The following is a 17,822-nucleotide window of genomic DNA, read 5'->3' as shown; positions in this document are numbered from 1 at the left end:
ACGCAGGTGCACATAACTGTAATGTCTTCGTCATAATGGGCGCTTATAACTGTCACGCTCGCCCGTCAGCACGGGCTCAGGAGTCTGCCGTGAGCTTTACCCCCGCCAATCGTCTGTTCCCTGCTACCCGCCTGCGTCGCAACCGCCGTGATGAGTTCTCGCGTCGGCTGGTGCGTGAAAACGTGCTGACCACCAATGATCTGATCCTGCCGGTATTCGTGCTGGACGGTGAGAACCGTCGCGAAGCGGTGGCGTCGATGCCCGGGGTGGAACGCCTGACCATCGACCTGCTGCTCGAAGAGGCCGCCCACTGGGTCGAGCTGGGCATTCCGGCGCTGGCGCTGTTCCCGGTCACACCGCCGGCACTCAAGTCCCTGGACGCAGCCGAAGCCTGGAACCCGGAGGGCATCGCCCAACGCGCGACCCGCGCCCTGCGTGCGCGCTTCCCGGAGCTGGGGGTGATCACCGACGTGGCGCTGGACCCGTTCACCACCCACGGGCAGGACGGTATCCTCGATGAAGAAGGTTACGTGCAGAACGACATTACCGTCGATGCACTGGTCAGGCAGGCGCTGTCCCATGCCGAGGCCGGAGCCCAGGTGGTGGCGCCGTCGGACATGATGGACGGGCGCATCCAGGCGATCCGCGAAGCCCTCGAGGTGGCCGGTCACGTCAACGTGCGGATCATGGCCTATTCGGCCAAGTACGCCAGCGCCTATTACGGCCCGTTCCGCGACGCGGTCGGCTCGGCCCTGAACCTGGGCAAGGCCAACAAGGCCTCTTATCAGATGGACCCGGCCAACAGTCAGGAAGCCTTGCACGAAGTGGCGGCTGACTTGTCAGAAGGGGCAGACATGGTCATGGTCAAGCCTGGCATGCCCTACCTCGACATTCTTTGCCGGGTCAAAGACGAATTCAAAGTGCCGACCTTTGTTTATCAGGTCAGCGGCGAGTACGCGATGCACATGGCCGCGATCCAGAACGGCTGGTTGGGCGAAGGGGTGATCCTGGAGTCCTTGACCGCTTTCAAGCGCGCAGGTGCTGATGGCATCCTGACTTACTTTGCTGTGCGCGCCGCCCAATTGTTACGAGAGCAGAAATAGCCTCCCAGGAACTTGCGATGAATACCGAAGGACTCTCCGAAGTTGCCGTAAAAGATGCTCAACCCGTGGTCGAGCAGATTGCCGAGACACCGCCGACGCTGGAGCCTGCTGCCCCGGCTGTCGTCGAGCCCGCACCGGCCCCGGCGATTGTGATTCCCAACCTGGATGACAGCAGCCTGTACATCCATCGGGAGCTGTCGCAACTGCAGTTCAACATCCGCGTGCTGGAGCAGGCGCTGGACGAGTCCTATCCGCTGCTGGAGCGGCTGAAGTTCCTGCTGATCTTTTCCAGCAACCTGGATGAGTTTTTCGAGATCCGCGTCGCCGGCCTGAAGAAGCAGATCACCTTCGCCCGTGAACAGGCCGGCGCCGATGGCCTGCAACCGCACCAGGCCCTGGCGCGCATCAGCGAGCTGGTCCACGGCCACGTTGACCGGCAATACGCAATCCTCAACGACATCCTGTTGCCGGAGCTGGAAAAGCACCAGGTGCGCTTCATCCGTCGCCGCAACTGGAACACCAAGATCAAGACCTGGGTGCGCCGCTATTTCCGCGACGAGATCGCGCCGATCATCACCCCGATCGGCCTCGATCCGACGCACCCGTTCCCGTTGCTGGTCAACAAGAGCCTGAACTTCATCGTCGAGCTCGAAGGCATCGACGCCTTCGGTCGCGATTCCGGCCTGGCGATCATTCCGGCGCCACGCCTGCTGCCGCGCATCATCCGCGTGCCGGAAGACGTCGGCGGCCCTGGCGACAATTATGTGTTCCTGTCGTCGATGATCCACGCCCACGCCGATGACCTGTTCCAGGGCATGAAGGTGAAGGGTTGCTACCAGTTCCGCCTGACGCGTAACGCCGACCTGTCGGTGGACACCGAGGACGTCGAAGACCTGGCCCGCGCCCTGCGTGGCGAGCTGTTCTCCCGTCGCTACGGTGATGCGGTGCGCCTGGAGGTGGCCGATACCTGCCCCAAACACCTGTCCGACTACCTGCTCAAGCAGTTCAACCTGCATGAGACCGAGCTGTATCAGGTCAACGGCCCGGTCAACCTGACCCGACTGTTCAGCATCACCGGCCTGGACAGCCATCCGGAGCTGCAATACCTGCCGTTCACACCGCAGATCCCGAAACTGCTGCAAAACAGCGAGAACATTTTCAGCGTGATCAGCAAGCAGGACATCCTGCTGCTGCGCACCCGTTCGAGTCGTTCACGCCGGTGGTCGACCTGCTGCGCCAGGCTGCCAAGGACCCCCACGTCCTGGCAGTGCGCCAGACCCTGTACCGCAGTGGCGCCAACTCGGAAATCGTCGATGCCCTGGTGGACGCGGCGCGCAACGGCAAGGAAGTCACGGCCGTGATCGAATTGCGCGCGCGCTTCGACGAGGAGTCCAACCTGCAACTGGCCAGCCGCCTGCAAGCGGCCGGCGCGGTGGTGATCTACGGCGTGGTCGGCTTCAAGACCCACGCCAAGATGATGCTCATCCTGCGCCGTGAGGCCGGTGAGATCGTGCGTTACGCTCACTTGGGCACCGGCAACTACCACGCTGCCAACGCCCGCCTGTACACCGACTACAGCCTGCTGACCTCTGACGATGCCTTGTGCGAAGACGTCGGCAAGCTGTTCAGCCAGTTGATCGGCATGGGCAAGACCCTGCGCATGAAGAAGCTGCTGCATGCGCCGTTCACCCTGAAAAAGGGCATGCTCGACATGATCGCCCGGGAGACGCAATTCGCCCTGGACGGCAAGCCGGCCCACATCATTGCCAAGTTCAACTCGCTGACCGACCCGAAGATCATTCGTGCGTTGTACAAGGCCAGCCAGTCGGGCGTGCGCATCGACCTGGTGGTGCGGGGCATGTGCTGCCTGCGACCGGGTATCCCGGGGGTGTCCCACAACATCCACGTACGCTCGATCATCGGGCGCTTCCTGGAACATACGCGGGTGTTCTACTTCCTCAACGGCGGTGAGGAGCAGATGTTCCTGTCCAGCGCCGACTGGATGGAGCGCAACCTCGACAAGCGGGTCGAGACCTGCTTCCCGGTGGAAGGCAAGAAGCTGATCCTGCGGGTCAAGAAGGAGCTGGAAAGCTACCTCACCGACAACACCCACAGCTGGAGCCTGCAGTCGGATGGCCGCTACATCCGCAACACGCCGACCGGCAACCAGAACCCGCGCAGCGCCCAGGCGACGTTGCTCGAGCGCTTGAGCAGCCCGGTGTTGGCGGTTCGTTAAAAAATCGGTGGGCGGCGGCAGGCTCAGCTTTTGTGGCGAGGGGATTTATCCCCGCTGGGCTCCGCTGTAGGAGCTGCCGAAGGCTGCGATCTTTTGATCTTTCGCTTGGGACTCAAGTGTCTGGGGAAAGATCGCAGCCTCGCTGCACTCGACAGCTCCTACACAGCCAGCGGGGATAAATCCCCTCGCCACAGGGGGGGCTGCTGGGCCACAAGGGACTTCAGCAAGCAATCAGTGAATGTTCAGCACAATCCCGACCCGGGTCAGCCAGTCGGCTTCCTGGGCGAAGTCGGCCTGGGTCAGTTGATTCTCTTCCAGCCAATTTTCGGGAAACAGCACATCCAACTGATCGCCATTGGCGTGCAAGACCACCTGGGGCATTTCCTGGGTGCCACGGATGTGGTGGAACAGGATCGCAAAGCGCAGCAGCACGCACAGGCGAATCAGCTTGATGCCGTCATCGCCGAACTCGGCAAATTTATCCTTGGGAATGTTGCGTCGATGGCCGCGTACCAACAGCGCGAGCATTTGCTGGTCTTCCCGGGAGAAACCCGCCAGGTCCGAATGCTCGATCAGGTAGGCGCCGTGCTTGTGGTAGTGATAGTGGGCAATGTCCAGGCCCACTTCATGGACCTTGGCGGCCCAGCCCAGCAACTCGCGCCACACCCCGTCGTTCAAGTCCCAGTCATCGGCGACCTGGTCGAAGGCATGTAGCGCCTTGCGCTCGACCCGTACGGCTTGTTCCAGGTCGACGTGATAACGCTCCATGAGCGAGCCCAGGGTGCGTTCGCGCACGTCTTCGTGATGATGACGCCCCAGCAGGTCATACAGCACGCCTTCGCGCAGGGCGCCTTCACAGTGGTCCATGCGTTGCAGTTCGAGGGCGTCGAAAATCGCCTCGAGGATGGCCAGGCCCGCGGGGAAAATCGCCCGGCGGTCGGGCTTGATGCCTTCGAAATCGATCTTGTCCGCTTCGCCGAGCTTGAACACCCTGCGCTTGAGCCAGGCCAGGCCCTCGGCGTTGACCTCGCCAGTGCCGTGACCGCCGGCCTTGAGAGCCAGGCCGATGGCCCGAATGGTCCCCGAGGAGCCGATGGCTTCGTCCCAGGTCAGGCGGTGCAGGGCGTGTTCGATGCTCATGATTTCCAGGCGCGCCGCCGTGTAGGCCTGGGCGTAGCGGGCCGGGGTGATCTTGCCGTCGCGGAAATAGCGCTGGGTGTAGCTGACGCAACCCATCTGCAGGCTTTCGCGCAGCAGCGGTTCGAAGCGCTGGCCGATGATGAATTCGGTACTGCCGCCACCGATGTCCGCCACCAGACGCTTGCCCGGCGTGTCGGCCAAGGTGTGGGAGACGCCCAGATAGATCAGGCGCGCTTCTTCACGGCCGGAAATGACTTCCACCGGATGCCCGAGGATTTCTTCAGCGCGGCGGATGAACTCGCCACGGTTGCGCGCCTCGCGCAGCGCGTTGGTACCCACGATCCGCACCGCGCCCAGGGGCATACCGTTGATCAGTTGGGCAAACCGCTTGAGGCAATCGAGCCCGCGCTGGATGGATTCTTCGCTCAGCTTTCGCTCTTCGTCGATACCGGCGGCCAGTTGGACCTTCTCGCCAAGCCGCTCAAGAATGCGGATTTCCCCGTTCTGGGCCTTGGCGACGACCATGTGGAAGCTGTTGGAGCCCAGGTCTATGGCAGCGATCAGGGACAGATTCTTGGCTTGGGATGGCGGCATGGTCAAAAAGTCTCGGTCGATAACCACGTCATCCTGCCACGATCAACCGCTGACGCCAACGCGCCTGAACCAAACCCTTGAGCCAGAGCAGCCTGCAGGGTGCCTTTGTGGCGAGGGAGCTTGCTCCCGCTGGGCCTGTAGGAGCTGTCGAGTGCAACGAGGCTGCGATCTTTCCGCTGCCCATTGAGTCATAAGCGAAAGATCAAAGATCAAAAGATCGCAGGCTTCGCCAGCTCCTACAGAACCGAGCGGGAGCAAGCTCCCTCGCCACAGACTGTTCTTTGGCAGCAAAGATCAGGCTGGCTCGACCGTCCCGATAAAATTCGCCAGCTCCGCCGTCTGCGGATTGGCGAACAACACCTTGGGATCGCCCACCTCATGCACCTTGCCCTGGTGCATGAACACCAGTTTGTCGCCGACTTCCCGGGCAAAACGCATTTCATGGGTGACCATGATCAGCGTCATGCCTTCCTTGGCCAACTGCCGCACCACGCTGAGCACTTCATTGACCAGTTCCGGGTCCAGGGCCGAGGTGATTTCGTCGCACAGCAGCACTTTTGGCGACATCGCCAGCGCCCGGGCAATCGCCACCCGTTGTTGCTGGCCACCGGACAAGCGGTCCGGGAACGCATCGAATTTCTCGCCAAGCCCGACCCGTTCCAGCATCTGCCGCGCCAGCACGGCCGCCTTGGCCTTGGGCACTTTTTGCACAACCTGCGGCGCGAGCATGACGTTTTCGCCGACCGTCAGGTGCGGGAACAGGTTGAACTGCTGGAACACCATCCCGACTTTCTGCCGCAGGCTGCGCAGATCGGCGCGGGCTGCATCGAGGTATTCGCCGTCGACTTCGATCACACCGTCGTTGATCGATTCCAGGCCGTTGAGGGTGCGCAGCAAGGTGGATTTGCCCGAGCCGCTGCGGCCGATGATCGCCACCACCTGGCCTTCCTCGACACTCAGGTCGATGCCTTTGAGCACGTGATGATCGCCGTAGTATTTATGCAGGGCGGTAATTCTAAGCAGAGGCATGCAGTCTCCTTTCCAGGTAGCGCGCACTGAGGGACAAGGGGTAGCAGAGCAGGAAATAACCGAGGGCGACCAGGCCATAGACCATGAAGGGCTCGAACGTGGCGTTGGCGAGCATGCCGCCGGTCTTGGTCAGTTCGGTAAAACCAATGATCGAGGTCACGGCCGTGCCCTTGACCACTTGCACCGAAAAGCCCACGGTCGGCGCCACGGCGATGCGCAGGGCCTGGGGCAGGATCACGTAGCGCAACTGTTCCAACGGGTTGAGGGCCAGGCTCGCCGAGGCTTCCCACTGGCCGTGGGAAATCGAGTCGACACAACCGCGCCAGATCTCCGCCAGGTAGGCGCTGGTAAACAGCGTCAAGGCAATCGCCGCTGCCATCCACGGGGAAATCTCCACCCCGGCCAGGGCCACGCCGAAGAACACTAGGAACAGTTGCATCAACAGCGGTGTGCCTTGGAACAGTTCAATGTAGGTACGGGCGATGTTGCGGGGCAGGGCGCTCTTGGAGATGCGCAGCACCATGATCAGCAAACCGATCACGCCGCCACCGATAAACGCCACCAGCGACAGCGCCAGGGTCCATTGCAGGCCGGTGAGCAGGTTGCGCACCACGTCCCAGAAAGTGAAATCGCTCATCGGCCGCTCCCGTTGCCGCTCTTGTACAGGCAGCGGCGGCCCACCCAGTTGAGGAACTGGCGGATCAACAGCGCCATGCACAAGTAGATGAGCGTGGTCAGCGCGTAGGTTTCGAACGCGCGGAAGTTGCGCGACTGAATGAAGTTGGCGGCAAAGCTCAACTCTTCGGTGGCGATCTGCGAGCAGACCGCCGAGCCGAGCATCACGATGATGATCTGGCTGCTCAACGCCGGCCAGACCTTGCCCAGCGCCGGCAGCAGCACCACATGACGGAAGGCCTCGAAGCGGCTCATCGCCAGGGCCGCGGCGGCTTCCAGTTGCCCCCGCGGGATCGCCTGGATGCCGGCGCGGATGATCTCCGTGGAGTAGGCGCCAAGGTTGATCACCATCGCCAATACTGCCGCCTGCCATTCGGAAATCTGCAGGCCCAGGGACGGCAAGCCGAAGAAGATGAAAAACAGCTGCACCAGGAACGGCGTGTTGCAGATCAACTCCACGTACACGCCGAAGATCGCCGCGAACGGGCGAATGTTCCACGCCCGCACCACGGCCCCGACGATGCCCAGGCTGACCCCGAGCAACGTGCCGATGGCCGTCAGTTCCAGGGTGAACAGCGCACCGCGCAACAGCAGCTCGGTGTTTTGCACCACCGGTAGAAAATCGAACTGATAAGCCATGCTCAGCCTCTCAAGCGACGGTCAGAGATCGGCCGGCAGTGGCTGCTTGAGCCAGGTCTGGGAATTTTTCTCCAGGCTGCCATCGGTCTTGGCGGTGGCGAGGATCTGGTTGACCTTGTCCAACAGCGCCGGCTCGTTCTTGTTCACGCCCACGTAAACCGGCGAGTCCTTGAGTTTTACCTTCAGCGCGGGAACACGCTTGGGGTTGCGTTCGCTGATGGCGACCATCACCACGTTGCCGCTGGCGATCAGATCCACCTGGCCGGCCAGGTAGGCGGCGATGGTCGAGTTGTTGTCTTCGAAGCGCTTGATGGTGGTACCTTCGGGGGCGACCTTGGTCAGCTCGATGTCTTCGATGGCGCCACGGGTGACGCTGATGGTCTTGCCCTTGAGGTCGTCCAGGGTGTTGATGGCGGCGTCAGGCGGGCCGAACACGGCCAGGTAGAACGGCGCGTAGGCGCTGGAGAAGTCGATGACCTTTTCCCGCTCCGGGTTCTTGCCCAGGCTGGAAATCACCAGGTCGACCTTGCCAGTGGTCAGGAAGGGGATGCGGTTGGTGCTGTTGACCGGCGTCAGCTCAAGCTTGACCTTGAGCTGGTCGGCCAGCAGTTTTGCGGTGTCGATGTCCAGGCCGCGGGGTTTCATGTCCGGGCCTACCGAACCGAATGGCGGGAAGTCCTGGGGCACGGCGACCTTGAGGGTGCCACGCTTGACCACGTCTTCCAGGCCATCGGCGTGGGCGGGTAGCTGACAGAGCATCAGGCTGGCAAACAGGGCTGTGAGCAGGGCGCTGCAACGCTGAATCATGGCGAATCTCCGCAATCGGTGATGTGATTTCTGCGTTCGGACAGAGCACAGGCCATGCCAAGGCGGATTTTCAGCGGCTCAAGCCGCGGTTTTGCTGGTGGGGAGCGGTCTTACTGGTCTGAACAGTCGTGGCGTTTTTCGCACCGTTATCGGGCGTCGGTATTTGTCGCCGAACCCCGCTGGGGCACGACTTGCCGGGCGCGGCGAATAGCTTTACAACTAGCCGCTCACTGGCCCGGTTCGTCTTGAAAATCATGAATTCCATCGCTCGCGCCGTTCCTGAAGTGGCCTTGCAAGCCATCCGCAAACTGATCGTCGATGAAGGCTTCGGCCCGGGCGATGCGCTGCCGTCGCAACGGGACCTGGCGCTGCAATTGGGGGTGAGTCGGGCGTCGCTGCGCGAAGCGCTGTCATCCCTCAGTGCCCTGGGCATGATCAGCGTGCAACCGGGCAAGGGGGTCTTCGTGCAGGCGCCGGTAGAGGCTCCACGCAGCGAATCGGCGCCGGGCTGGCCGTTCGCGGCCCAGGCCTCGCCGGTGGATATCTTCCAATTGCGCTACGCCCTGGAGGGTTTCGCGGCGGGGTTGGCGGCGGTGACGCTCAGCGCCGATGAGTTGGACATGCTGCAAGACAATGTCGAAGCCATGCGCCGGGAGTTGAAGATCGGCGATTTCGACGCCGCCGCGCGGCTGGATTTCGAATTTCATCGACGAATCCTGCTGGCCAGCGGCAACCAGGCGATGTTGAGCATCCTCACGGCCAGCGCCGATATCTTCCTGGAAAGCCAGAAACTACCGTTCATCAGGGCGGAGCGGGCGATGGAAACCTGGCAGGAGCATCGCAAGATCCTTCGCGCCCTGGCTCGCCGCGCTTCGGGGGCTGCGCAAAAAGCCATGCAGGAACATGTACGTAACGCTGCGCTGCGTACCGGGATTTCCTTCGTGGCGCCTGTTGCCTCGTGACTTGGGCTATACCCAAATACATCTGTCGCCATAGCGAGACTCAATCAACTCAAGCTTCCTGAACCTTGGAAGGGCAGCTATGATGGGCCACGTTTTTTTGCTGATTACCCGGAGACTTCCATGAGCAACGAGCTTATCAAACACGTTAGCGACGCTAGCTTCGAGGCTGACGTACTCAAGGCCGAAGGCCCGGTACTGGTCGACTATTGGGCTGAGTGGTGCGGTCCCTGCAAAATGATCGCCCCGGTCCTGGACGATATTGCTACCACCTACGCAGGTAAGCTGACCATCGCCAAGCTGAACATCGACGAAAACCAGGAGACTCCGGCCAAGCACGGCGTGCGTGGTATCCCGACCCTGATGCTGTTCAAGAACGGCAACGTCGAAGCTACCAAGGTTGGCGCGCTGTCGAAGTCGCAACTGGCTGCTTTCATCGACGCCAACATCTAAGCGTCGAATGCCATTGAAAAAGCCCCGCAAATCGCGGGGCTTTTTCGTTATTCAGGGCTAGACGCTCGCAAACCCAGGTGTTACATTCGGCCCCGCACTGGTTTCTCCAGTGCCCCCTGCAAGCCGTCGCCGACGCTCTCCTTTCGAATAAGTACGCGATCCTGTCGCCTTCTCCGCGGCGCGGCCTCATTAAGCCAAAAGCTTAATTTCCCCCCTCCATAAATGATTACGTCATTCCTATATGAATCTGACTGAACTCAAGCAAAAGCCGATTACCGAACTGCTCGAATTGGCCGAACAGATGGGCATAGAAAATATGGCCCGTTCGCGCAAGCAGGACGTGATTTTCTCCCTGCTCAAGAAGCACGCGAAAAGCGGCGAGGAAATCTCCGGTGATGGCGTGCTGGAGATTCTCCAGGACGGCTTCGGCTTCCTTCGCTCCGCAGACGCTTCCTATCTTGCCGGCCCAGACGATATCTACGTCTCGCCGAGCCAGATCCGTCGCTTCAACTTGCGCACCGGTGACACCATCGTTGGCAAGATCCGCCCTCCGAAGGAAGGCGAGCGTTACTTCGCACTGCTGAAGGTCGACACGATCAACTTCGATCGTCCGGAAAACGCGAAGAACAAGATTCTCTTCGAGAACCTGACGCCGCTGTTCCCGACCGTACGCATGAAGATGGAAGCCGGCAACGGTTCCACCGAAGACCTCACCGGTCGTGTCATCGACCTGTGCGCACCCATCGGCAAAGGCCAGCGCGGCCTGATCGTGGCACCGCCGAAAGCGGGCAAGACGATCATGCTGCAGAACATCGCGGCCAACATCGCCCGTAACAACCCTGAAGTTCACCTGATCGTGCTGCTGATCGACGAGCGTCCGGAAGAAGTGACCGAGATGCAACGCACCGTGCGCGGCGAAGTGGTCGCCTCGACGTTCGACGAGCCGCCGACCCGCCACGTGCAGGTTGCCGAAATGGTGATCGAGAAGGCCAAGCGCCTGGTCGAGCACAAGAAGGACGTGGTGATCCTGCTGGACTCCATCACCCGTCTGGCCCGTGCCTACAACACCGTGATCCCGAGCTCCGGCAAGGTGCTGACCGGTGGTGTCGATGCCCACGCGCTGGAAAAACCGAAGCGTTTCTTCGGCGCCGCGCGGAACATCGAGGAAGGTGGTTCGCTGACCATCATCGCCACCGCGCTGGTTGAAACCGGCTCGAAGATGGACGAAGTGATCTACGAGGAATTCAAGGGCACCGGCAACATGGAGCTGCCTCTGGATCGCCGTATCGCCGAGAAGCGTGTGTTCCCGGCCATCAACATCAACCGTTCCGGCACACGCCGCGAAGAGTTGCTGACCGCCGACGACGAGTTGCAGCGCATGTGGATCCTGCGCAAGCTGCTGCATCCGATGGATGAAGTCGCCGCCATCGAGTTCCTGGTCGACAAGCTGAAGACGACCAAGACCAACGACGAGTTCTTCCTGTCGATGAAACGCAAGTAACTCGACAAGACAGGCCAGCAAGAGCCGGGGAAACCCGGCTTTTTGCTATCTGTGCATTCACTATTCTGGACGGGCGGCGTTAAACTCGGGCCCCCGAACGCCACGGCCACCATGAGGCTTTTGCATGCAGTATCGCGACTTGCGCGACTTTATCAGTGGGCTGGAACAGCGCGGCGAACTCAAGCGCATCCAGGTGCCGGTGTCCCCCGTCCTGGAAATGACCGAGGTCTGCGACCGCACCCTGCGCGCAAAAGGCCCGGCGCTGTTGTTCGAAAACCCGACAGGCTACGACATTCCGGTCCTGGGCAACCTGTTCGGCACGCCGGAACGCGTGGCCCTGGGCATGGGCGCCGAAGCGGTCAGCGAACTGCGCGAAATCGGCAAGCTGCTGGCGTTCCTCAAGGAGCCCGAGCCGCCGAAAGGCCTGAAGGACGCTTGGTCCAAGCTGCCGATCTTCCGCAAGATCATTTCCATGGCGCCGAAAGTCGTCAAGGACGCGATCTGTCAGGAAGTGGTGATCGAGGGTGACGATGTCGACCTGGCCATGCTCCCGGTGCAGACCTGCTGGCCGGGCGACGTAGGGCCACTGATCACCTGGGGCCTGACCGTCACCAAGGGCCCGAACAAGGATCGCCAGAACCTGGGCATCTATCGTCAGCAAGTGATTGGCCGCAACAAGGTCATCATGCGCTGGCTGAGCCATCGCGGCGGTGCGCTGGACTACCGTGAGTGGTGTGAAAAACACCCCGGCCAGCCATTCCCGGTGTCGGTGGCCCTGGGCGCGGACCCGGCGACCATCCTCGGCGCCGTCACGCCTGTGCCCGACAGCCTTTCCGAATATGCATTCGCCGGCCTGTTGCGGGGCAACCGCACCGAGCTGGTGAAGTGCCGTGGCAACGACCTGCAAGTGCCGGCCACCGCCGAGATCATCCTTGAAGGGGTGATCCATCCAGGTGAAATGGCCGATGAAGGTCCGTACGGCGACCACACCGGTTACTACAACGAAGTCGATAGCTTCCCGGTGTTCACCGTCGAGCGCATCACCCATCGGATCAAGCCGATTTACCACAGCACCTATACCGGCCGTCCGCCCGATGAGCCGGCCATTCTCGGCGTGGCCCTGAACGAAGTGTTCGTGCCTATCCTGCAAAAGCAGTTTCCGGAAATCACCGATTTCTATTTGCCGCCGGAAGGCTGTTCGTATCGCATGGCCGTGGTGACCATGAAGAAGTCGTATCCGGGGCATGCCAAGCGGGTGATGCTCGGAGTCTGGTCGTTTTTGCGACAGTTCATGTACACCAAGTTCGTTATCGTCACCGACGACGATATCAACGCACGGGACTGGAACGACGTGATCTGGGCCATCACCACGCGCATGGACCCCAAGCGCGATACGGTGATGATCGAGAATACGCCGATCGACTACCTCGACTTCGCCTCGCCGGTGTCCGGCCTGGGGTCGAAGATGGGGCTCGATGCCACGCATAAATGGCCCGGTGAAACCACTCGTGAGTGGGGCCGGGTTATCGTCAAGGATGAGGCCGTTACCCAACGGATCGATGCCATCTGGAATCAGTTAGGAATAGATTGATGCGTGTAACCTTGCAGCCTTCCGGGGCGGTGCTGGAGATCCGGCCCGCCGAGCGGATTCTCGATGGCGCGCGGCGCCTGGGCTATGAATGCCCGCAAAGTTGCCGCAACGGCAACTGCCACGTCTGCGGCGCGTTGTTGGTGGAAGGCCGTGTGGAACAGGCGGGCGAGGTGCGCGATCACGGTGAGATCTTCACCTGCATCGCCGAGCCGCTGGAGGATTGCGTAGTGTTGTGGGATGGCGTGCTGTCGCCGGGTGAGCTGCCGGTACGCAACCTGGCGTGCCAGGTGGTCGAGTGCGCCGACGTGGGGGGTGATGTCTGGCGAGTGCACCTGCGTGCGCCGGCCGGTAAGCCGCCGCGCTATCACGCCGGGCAGTACCTGATGATCGAACGGGAAAACGGCGAAAAATCGGCCTTCTCCCTGGCGTCGGCGCCGCATTCGGGGCGCGAGCTGCAATTGCACGTGTTGGTGCGCGAAAGCAGTGCACAAGCCCTGCTGGAGCAACTGCGGCGCAACCCCAGCGTGCGTATCGAAATGCCTTTTGGCGACACGCATTTGTCCGAACTGCCCGATGGCCCGTTGGTACTGATCGCCGCCGGAACCGGCATGGCGCAGATGCACAGCCTGATCGAGCACTGCCGGGCGGCGGGTTTCAAGCACCCGGTGCACCTGTATTGGGGCGTGCGGCGGCCGGAAGATTTCTATGAAATCGAGCATTGGGACGAATGGAAAAAACTGCCGAACCTGTTCCTGCACAAAGTCGTCAGCGACTTGTGCGGCTGGGAAGGGCGCTGCGGGATGCTCCATGAAGCGGTGTGCGAGGACCTTAGCGATCTTTCCGGTGTGCACGTCTACGCCAGCGGCTCGCCGGCCATGATCTACGCCACGCTCGACGCGCTGGTGGAAGCCGGCATGGACGCCCATCAAATGCGCGCCGACGTGTTTGCGTATGCGCCACGGGCTTGATAGCGACTGATCTGGATGGGTGGGCTTTTGTGGCGAGGGAGCTTGCTCCCGCTGGGCTGCGCAGCGGCCCCAACATCTTGCGGTCGCTGCGCAACCGAGCGGGAGCAAGCTCCCTCGCCACAACCGCGCGCATGTCCGCCCGTCGATATAACCTCATATATTTCGTTTCGATATTTAGTCTCAAGGCTAGATACCGATAACGTATATAGGGTATGGGATGGCATTTAACTTGCCTTGCTCCCCATGAACGTCAACCCCATGACGGTCCCCTTCACCTTCTGACCCGCGAGGAGCCAAACGCTACCGGCCATGACCGCTATCGAATCCGCCATTACCTGTGCCTTGTACCCGCCAAGGCTCGACCTGGGTCCGCAACTGACCCGTGAGCAATTGCTCGCCTCGATGCAATTGACCATGAGTCTCCACCAGGGCGGTCCGGTCTGGCTGTTCGCATACGGTTCCTTGATCTGGCGGCCCGAATGCACGGCGGTGGAGCGGATGCGCGGCCGGGTCCATGGTTATCATCGCGGTTTGTACCTGTGGTCCCACGAGCATCGCGGTACACCGGAGTTGCCGGGGCTGGTGTTCGGGCTGGATCGCGGCGGCTCCTGCAGCGGTTTCGCCTACCGGTTGCCGGAGGAGAATCTCGAGGATTCGCTGTTTGCCCTGTGGCAGCGCGAGATGCCGGTCCCGTCCTATCGCCCGCACTGGCTCAGTTGCCGTCTCGAGGATGGTAGCCGGGTGCAAGCCTTGGGGTTTGTACTGGAGCGACACCTGCCCAGCTATGCCGGCAACCTGCCGGACCATGTACTGAGCCAGGTGTTCGAAAGCGCCTGTGGGCGTTATGGCACCACTCGTGATTACGTCGAGCAGACCATCCACGCCCTGCGCAGCCACGCCATGCCAGACCGGAATCTGGAGGCGCGGCTCAAGCGCTGCAAATCAGCGCTGGATCAGGCGATCGCTTCGCGGCTCTGACTGGCGATCTGCCTGTGCCACAGGGTTGGCGCAAGGAAGGCCATCGCCAGCAGGCAGGCGACAACCAGTAGGATGAAGCCGCCATCCCAGCCGAAATAGTCCACCGTGTAGCCCATCATGGCACTGGCCGCGACCGAACCACCGAGATAACCAAACAGACCGGTAAAGCCGGCAGCCGTGCCCGCCGCTTTCTTGGGCACCAGTTCCAGCGCCTGCAGACCCACCAGCATGACCGGACCGTAGATCAGAAAGCCGATCGCGAACAGCGAGATCATGTCGACCATCGGGTTGCCCGGCGGATTCAGCCAGTAAACGATCGTCGCAACGGTCACCAATGCCATGAACACCATGCCCGTCAGGCCACGGTTGCCCCGGAAGATCTTGTCCGACATCCATCCGCACAACAGCGTGCCGGGAATGCCGGCCCACTCGTACAGGAAGTAGGCCCAGGACGTCTTGTCGAAGTTGAAGTGCTTGACCTCTTTAAGATAGGTCGGCGCCCAATCCAGGATGCCGTAACGCAACAAGTAGACGAAGACGTTGGCCAGCGCGATGAACCAGAGCATTTTGTTGCGCAGCACGTATTTGACGAAGATGTCCTTGGCGCTGAATTCTTCTTCGTGGCTGGCATCGTAGCCTTCCGGGTAATCGTTCTTGTACTTCTCGATGGGTGGCAAGCCCGTCGATTGCGGCGTGTCGCGCATCACAATGAAGGCAAATACAGCGACCAGCAGCGCCACCGCCGCCGGTACGTAGAACTTGCTGTGCCAGTCGTTGAACCAGCCCATGCCAAGTATTGCCAGTGGACCGATCAGGCCGCCGCCGACGTTGTGGGCGGTGTTCCATACCGAAACCACACCGCCGCGTTCTTTCTGCGACCACCAGTGCACCATGGTGCGCCCGCTAGGTGGCCAACCCATGCCTTGGGCCCAGCCGTTGATGAACAACAGGATGAACATCATGGTCACGCTGGAGGTTGCCCACGGTGCGAAACCGAAAACGAACATGACGCCGGCGGACACGATCAGGCCGAAGGGCAGGAAGTAACGAGGGTTGGAGCGGTCGGACACGATGCCCATCAAAAACTTGGAAAGGCCGTAGGCGATCGCGATCGCCGACATCGCCACCCCCAGCTGGCCTTTTGTATAGCCTTGGGCGATCAGATCCGGAAATGCCAGGGTGAAGTTCTTGCGTAGCAGGTAGTAACCCGCATACCCGATGAAAATCCCGGCGAAGATCTGCCAGCGAAGGCGTCGATAGGTGCTGTCTATTTTTTCTTCAGGCAATGGCGCCTGATGTGGGGCTGGGCGAAAGAAAGCAAACATTCAAGAGCTCCAAATTTCTTGTTTTGACTGCGGATACGAATGTTACAGTTTCGTTACCGAAAATAGCATCGGTTCTTATCCACAAAAAAGCGGGAATGTTGGAGATGTTGTGTTCTTTTACGAACATGTCGCTCAGGTATAAATGAAGGGCGGTGTGGGAATGGTGAAACCGGGTCGTAGGGTTGCGGCCCGGTATAAACAATTCAGGTAAGCAATCAGCGAACCTGAACCACCACTTTTCCGACCGCCTTGCGTTGGCCAAGATCATTGATCGCCTGGGCAGCGTTGCTCAGCGGGTACACCTGCGACACCAGCGGCTTGAGCTTGCCCTCGGCAAACCAGCCGAACAATTGCTGGAAGTTGGCGGCGTTGTCCTGGGGCTGGCGCTGGGCGAAGGAGCCCCAGAACACGCCCACCACGGCGGCGCCCTTGAGCAGCGCGAGGTTCACCGGCAGTTCGGGGATTCGTCCGCTGGCAAAGCCCACCACCAACAACCGGCCGTTCCAGGCGATGGCGCGGATGGCCTGATCGAACAGGTCGCCACCTACCGGGTCGTAGATCACATCGGCACCCTGGCCGTCGGTGAGGCGCTTGATTTCATCCTTCAGGCTGGTTTCGGTGTAGTTGATCAATTCGTCGGCACCAGCGGCCTTCGCCACGGCGAGTTTCTCCGCGCTGCTGGCAGCGGCGATCACCCGGGCGCCCATGGCCTTGCCGATCTCCACCGCCGCCAGGCCGACACCACCGGATGCGCCGAGCACCAGCAGGGTTTCGCCGGCTTGCAGGTTGGCCCGTTGCTTGAGGGCGTGCATCGAGGTGCCGTACGTCATGCTGAAGGCGGCGGCGGTGTTGAAGTCCATGGACGCGGGGATCGGCAACACGTTGTAGCCAGGTACCGCCACCTGCTCGGCAAAGCTACCCCAGCCGGTCAACGCCATCACCCGGTCGCCGACCTTCAAGTGGCTGACTTTCTCGCCCACCGCGCTGACCACGCCAGCGGCTTCGCCGCCGGGGGAGAACGGGAAGGGTGGCTTGAATTGGTATTTGCCCTCGATGATCAGCGTGTCAGGGAAGTTCACCCCGGCGGCATGCACGTCCAGCAGCACTTCGTTCTTCTTGGCGACGGGGTTGGCGACGTCTTCCAGCACCAGCGATTCGGCGGGGCCGAATTCTTTGCACAGCACGGCTTTCATCAGGGCTATTCCTTTGGGAGTGATGGCCGATAAGTGTAGGTGTGAGAGACAACGGGTCAACGAGCATGCCCTGCCCTGATAGCCGGCCATAAGCTTGTGCTTGAACGGCGGGGCGGTATGCTGGGCCGCAAACCGGATGAGGAATCAATTGTGAAAGCGTGGATCATGTTGATGCTGGCCCTGTCGTTGCCTGTGGCAGCGATGGCCGAAGAGGGCAAGGAAGCGAAGGAAGGCGAGGCGCCGAAGGTCAGCTACATCACCCTCAGCCCACCCTTTGTCGGCAACTATGGGCTCGACGGTACGGCGAAACTGAAGGTCTACAAGGCCGACGTGGCCCTGCGCGTGACCGGTGACGCCGCCGCTGCGGCGGTCAAGGCCAACGAGCCGCTGATTCGCAACCAGTTGGTGGCGTTGTTCGCCCAGCAGACCACCGAGGCCATGAATAACCTGGAAGCCAAGGAAAAGCTGCGTCAGGAAGCGTTGAAGCAGACCCAGCAGGTGATGAACGACGAAACCGGCAAGCCGATGGTCGATGACCTGTTGTTCAACAACCTGATCATTCAGTAAACCGGCTCGATCGCAGCCTTTGGCAGTGCCCGGATCTCCTGGCGCTGCCCAAGGCTGCTTTTTT

The 17,822-nt window shown here is 61.2% G+C and carries 16 protein-coding genes and 1 pseudogene; 10 read left to right on the top strand and 7 right to left on the bottom strand.

The genetic code is table 11. The features are described 5' to 3' along the window. Nucleotides 1-89: 89 nt before the first annotated feature. The 3 genes and pseudogenes from hemB to ppk1 all read left to right on the top strand — a co-directional run bounded on the left by hemB (nucleotide 90) and on the right by ppk1 (nucleotide 3,339). Complete coding sequence (gene hemB, locus LOY50_RS27790; RefSeq protein ID WP_253470317.1) at nucleotides 90-1,103, top strand: porphobilinogen synthase; 1,014 nt, start codon at nucleotides 90-92, stop codon at nucleotides 1,101-1,103. A 17-nt stretch (nucleotides 1,104-1,120) separates the two neighbouring features. Next, nucleotides 1,121-2,116 (top strand): annotated as a pseudogene (locus LOY50_RS27785) (RNA degradosome polyphosphate kinase); the annotation flags it as partial. Nucleotides 2,117-2,205: 89 nt separating this feature from the next. Continuing rightward, nucleotides 2,206-3,339 carry a polyphosphate kinase 1 gene (ppk1, locus tag LOY50_RS27780; protein WP_258691279.1) on the top strand — a complete coding sequence of 378 codons (1,134 nt, stop codon included), beginning with the start codon at nucleotides 2,206-2,208 and terminating at the stop codon, nucleotides 3,337-3,339. Between the two features lie 231 nt (nucleotides 3,340-3,570). On the opposite strand, the gene ppx is transcribed toward ppk1, so the two are convergent. The 5 genes from ppx to LOY50_RS27755 form a co-directional block, all read right to left on the bottom strand. Further along, nucleotides 3,571-5,073, bottom strand: coding sequence for an exopolyphosphatase (gene ppx / locus LOY50_RS27775; RefSeq protein WP_258689723.1), 1,503 nt, complete (start codon nucleotides 5,071-5,073; stop codon nucleotides 3,571-3,573). Nucleotides 5,074-5,367: 294 nt separating this feature from the next. After that, nucleotides 5,368-6,102, bottom strand: a complete 735-nt coding sequence (locus LOY50_RS27770) for an amino acid ABC transporter ATP-binding protein (protein WP_253470315.1) — start codon at nucleotides 6,100-6,102, stop codon at nucleotides 5,368-5,370. Continuing rightward, complete coding sequence (locus LOY50_RS27765) at nucleotides 6,089-6,739, bottom strand: amino acid ABC transporter permease (RefSeq protein ID WP_003206735.1); 651 nt, start codon at nucleotides 6,737-6,739, stop codon at nucleotides 6,089-6,091. The genes LOY50_RS27770 and LOY50_RS27765 overlap by 14 nt, the downstream gene beginning before the upstream one ends. Further along, a complete protein-coding gene (locus LOY50_RS27760; protein WP_258689721.1) occupies nucleotides 6,736-7,416 on the bottom strand; it encodes an amino acid ABC transporter permease in 681 nt (226 codons plus the stop codon). The genes LOY50_RS27765 and LOY50_RS27760 overlap by 4 nt, the downstream gene beginning before the upstream one ends. 21 nt (nucleotides 7,417-7,437) lie before the next feature. Then, nucleotides 7,438-8,223: a transporter substrate-binding domain-containing protein gene (locus LOY50_RS27755; RefSeq protein ID WP_018610665.1), complete on the bottom strand. Its 786-nt coding sequence runs from the start codon at nucleotides 8,221-8,223 to the stop codon at nucleotides 7,438-7,440. 254 nt (nucleotides 8,224-8,477) lie between these two features. On the opposite strand from LOY50_RS27755, the gene LOY50_RS27750 reads away from it, so the two are divergent. The 6 genes from LOY50_RS27750 to LOY50_RS27725 all read left to right on the top strand — a co-directional run bounded on the left by LOY50_RS27750 (nucleotide 8,478) and on the right by LOY50_RS27725 (nucleotide 14,673). After that, nucleotides 8,478-9,185 carry a FadR/GntR family transcriptional regulator gene (locus LOY50_RS27750; RefSeq protein WP_214510064.1) on the top strand — a complete coding sequence of 236 codons (708 nt, stop codon included), beginning with the start codon at nucleotides 8,478-8,480 and terminating at the stop codon, nucleotides 9,183-9,185. 120 nt (nucleotides 9,186-9,305) lie between these two features. Further along, the gene (gene trxA, locus LOY50_RS27745) at nucleotides 9,306-9,635 is read left to right on the top strand and encodes a thioredoxin TrxA (protein ID WP_214510063.1); all 330 of its coding nucleotides are present in this window, start codon (nucleotides 9,306-9,308) and stop codon (nucleotides 9,633-9,635) included. A 241-nt stretch (nucleotides 9,636-9,876) separates the two neighbouring features. Beyond that, nucleotides 9,877-11,136: a transcription termination factor Rho gene (gene rho, locus LOY50_RS27740; RefSeq protein WP_003206716.1), complete on the top strand. Its 1,260-nt coding sequence runs from the start codon at nucleotides 9,877-9,879 to the stop codon at nucleotides 11,134-11,136. A 124-nt stretch (nucleotides 11,137-11,260) separates the two neighbouring features. Further along, nucleotides 11,261-12,727 (top strand): 4-hydroxy-3-polyprenylbenzoate decarboxylase, encoded by a 1,467-nt coding sequence (gene ubiD / locus LOY50_RS27735; RefSeq protein WP_039590257.1) that lies wholly within the window; start codon nucleotides 11,261-11,263, stop codon nucleotides 12,725-12,727. Then, a complete protein-coding gene (locus LOY50_RS27730; protein ID WP_253470313.1) occupies nucleotides 12,727-13,695 on the top strand; it encodes a CDP-6-deoxy-delta-3,4-glucoseen reductase in 969 nt (322 codons plus the stop codon). The genes ubiD and LOY50_RS27730 overlap by 1 nt, the downstream gene beginning before the upstream one ends. Before the next feature lie 309 nt (nucleotides 13,696-14,004). Then, a complete protein-coding gene (locus LOY50_RS27725) occupies nucleotides 14,005-14,673 on the top strand; it encodes a gamma-glutamylcyclotransferase (RefSeq protein WP_024617166.1) in 669 nt (222 codons plus the stop codon). On the opposite strand, the gene glpT is transcribed toward LOY50_RS27725, so the two are convergent. Then, complete coding sequence (glpT, locus tag LOY50_RS27720) at nucleotides 14,649-15,998, bottom strand: glycerol-3-phosphate transporter (protein ID WP_253470312.1); 1,350 nt, start codon at nucleotides 15,996-15,998, stop codon at nucleotides 14,649-14,651. The genes LOY50_RS27725 and glpT overlap by 25 nt on opposite strands. Nucleotides 15,999-16,213: 215 nt before the next feature. Beyond that, complete coding sequence (locus tag LOY50_RS27715) at nucleotides 16,214-17,191, bottom strand: NADPH:quinone oxidoreductase family protein (protein WP_258689717.1); 978 nt, start codon at nucleotides 17,189-17,191, stop codon at nucleotides 16,214-16,216. A 150-nt stretch (nucleotides 17,192-17,341) separates the two neighbouring features. Between LOY50_RS27715 and LOY50_RS27710 the strand changes: the two genes are divergently transcribed. Then, nucleotides 17,342-17,758 (top strand): flagellar basal body-associated protein FliL, encoded by a 417-nt coding sequence (locus LOY50_RS27710; RefSeq protein WP_018610646.1) that lies wholly within the window; start codon nucleotides 17,342-17,344, stop codon nucleotides 17,756-17,758. Nucleotides 17,759-17,822 lie beyond the last annotated feature (64 nt).

Origin of the sequence: Pseudomonas sp. B21-010 (assembly GCF_024749325.1) — a bacterium.
GTDB lineage: Bacteria > Pseudomonadota > Gammaproteobacteria > Pseudomonadales > Pseudomonadaceae > Aquipseudomonas > Aquipseudomonas kilonensis.
This window is presented reverse-complemented; position numbering and strand designations above follow the sequence as displayed.

Bases quoted from the DNA above. Each gene is read 5' to 3' on its own strand.
- ppx (WP_258689723.1), bottom strand. From the start codon at position 5,073: ATGCCGCCATCCCAAGCCAAGAATCTGTCCCTGATCGCTGCCATAGAC.
- LOY50_RS27770 (WP_253470315.1), bottom strand. From the start codon at position 6,102: ATGCCTCTGCTTAGAATTACCGCCCTGCATAAATACTACGGCGATCAT.
- LOY50_RS27765 (WP_003206735.1), bottom strand. From the start codon at position 6,739: ATGAGCGATTTCACTTTCTGGGACGTGGTGCGCAACCTGCTCACCGGC.
- LOY50_RS27760 (WP_258689721.1), bottom strand. From the start codon at position 7,416: ATGGCTTATCAGTTCGATTTTCTACCGGTGGTGCAAAACACCGAGCTG.
- LOY50_RS27755 (WP_018610665.1), bottom strand. From the start codon at position 8,223: ATGATTCAGCGTTGCAGCGCCCTGCTCACAGCCCTGTTTGCCAGCCTG.
- LOY50_RS27750 (WP_214510064.1), top strand. From the start codon at position 8,478: ATGAATTCCATCGCTCGCGCCGTTCCTGAAGTGGCCTTGCAAGCCATC.
- trxA (WP_214510063.1), top strand. From the start codon at position 9,306: ATGAGCAACGAGCTTATCAAACACGTTAGCGACGCTAGCTTCGAGGCT.
- rho (WP_003206716.1), top strand. From the start codon at position 9,877: ATGAATCTGACTGAACTCAAGCAAAAGCCGATTACCGAACTGCTCGAA.
- ubiD (WP_039590257.1), top strand. From the start codon at position 11,261: ATGCAGTATCGCGACTTGCGCGACTTTATCAGTGGGCTGGAACAGCGC.
- LOY50_RS27730 (WP_253470313.1), top strand. From the start codon at position 12,727: ATGCGTGTAACCTTGCAGCCTTCCGGGGCGGTGCTGGAGATCCGGCCC.
- LOY50_RS27725 (WP_024617166.1), top strand. From the start codon at position 14,005: ATGACCGCTATCGAATCCGCCATTACCTGTGCCTTGTACCCGCCAAGG.
- glpT (WP_253470312.1), bottom strand. From the start codon at position 15,998: ATGTTTGCTTTCTTTCGCCCAGCCCCACATCAGGCGCCATTGCCTGAA.
- LOY50_RS27715 (WP_258689717.1), bottom strand. From the start codon at position 17,191: ATGAAAGCCGTGCTGTGCAAAGAATTCGGCCCCGCCGAATCGCTGGTG.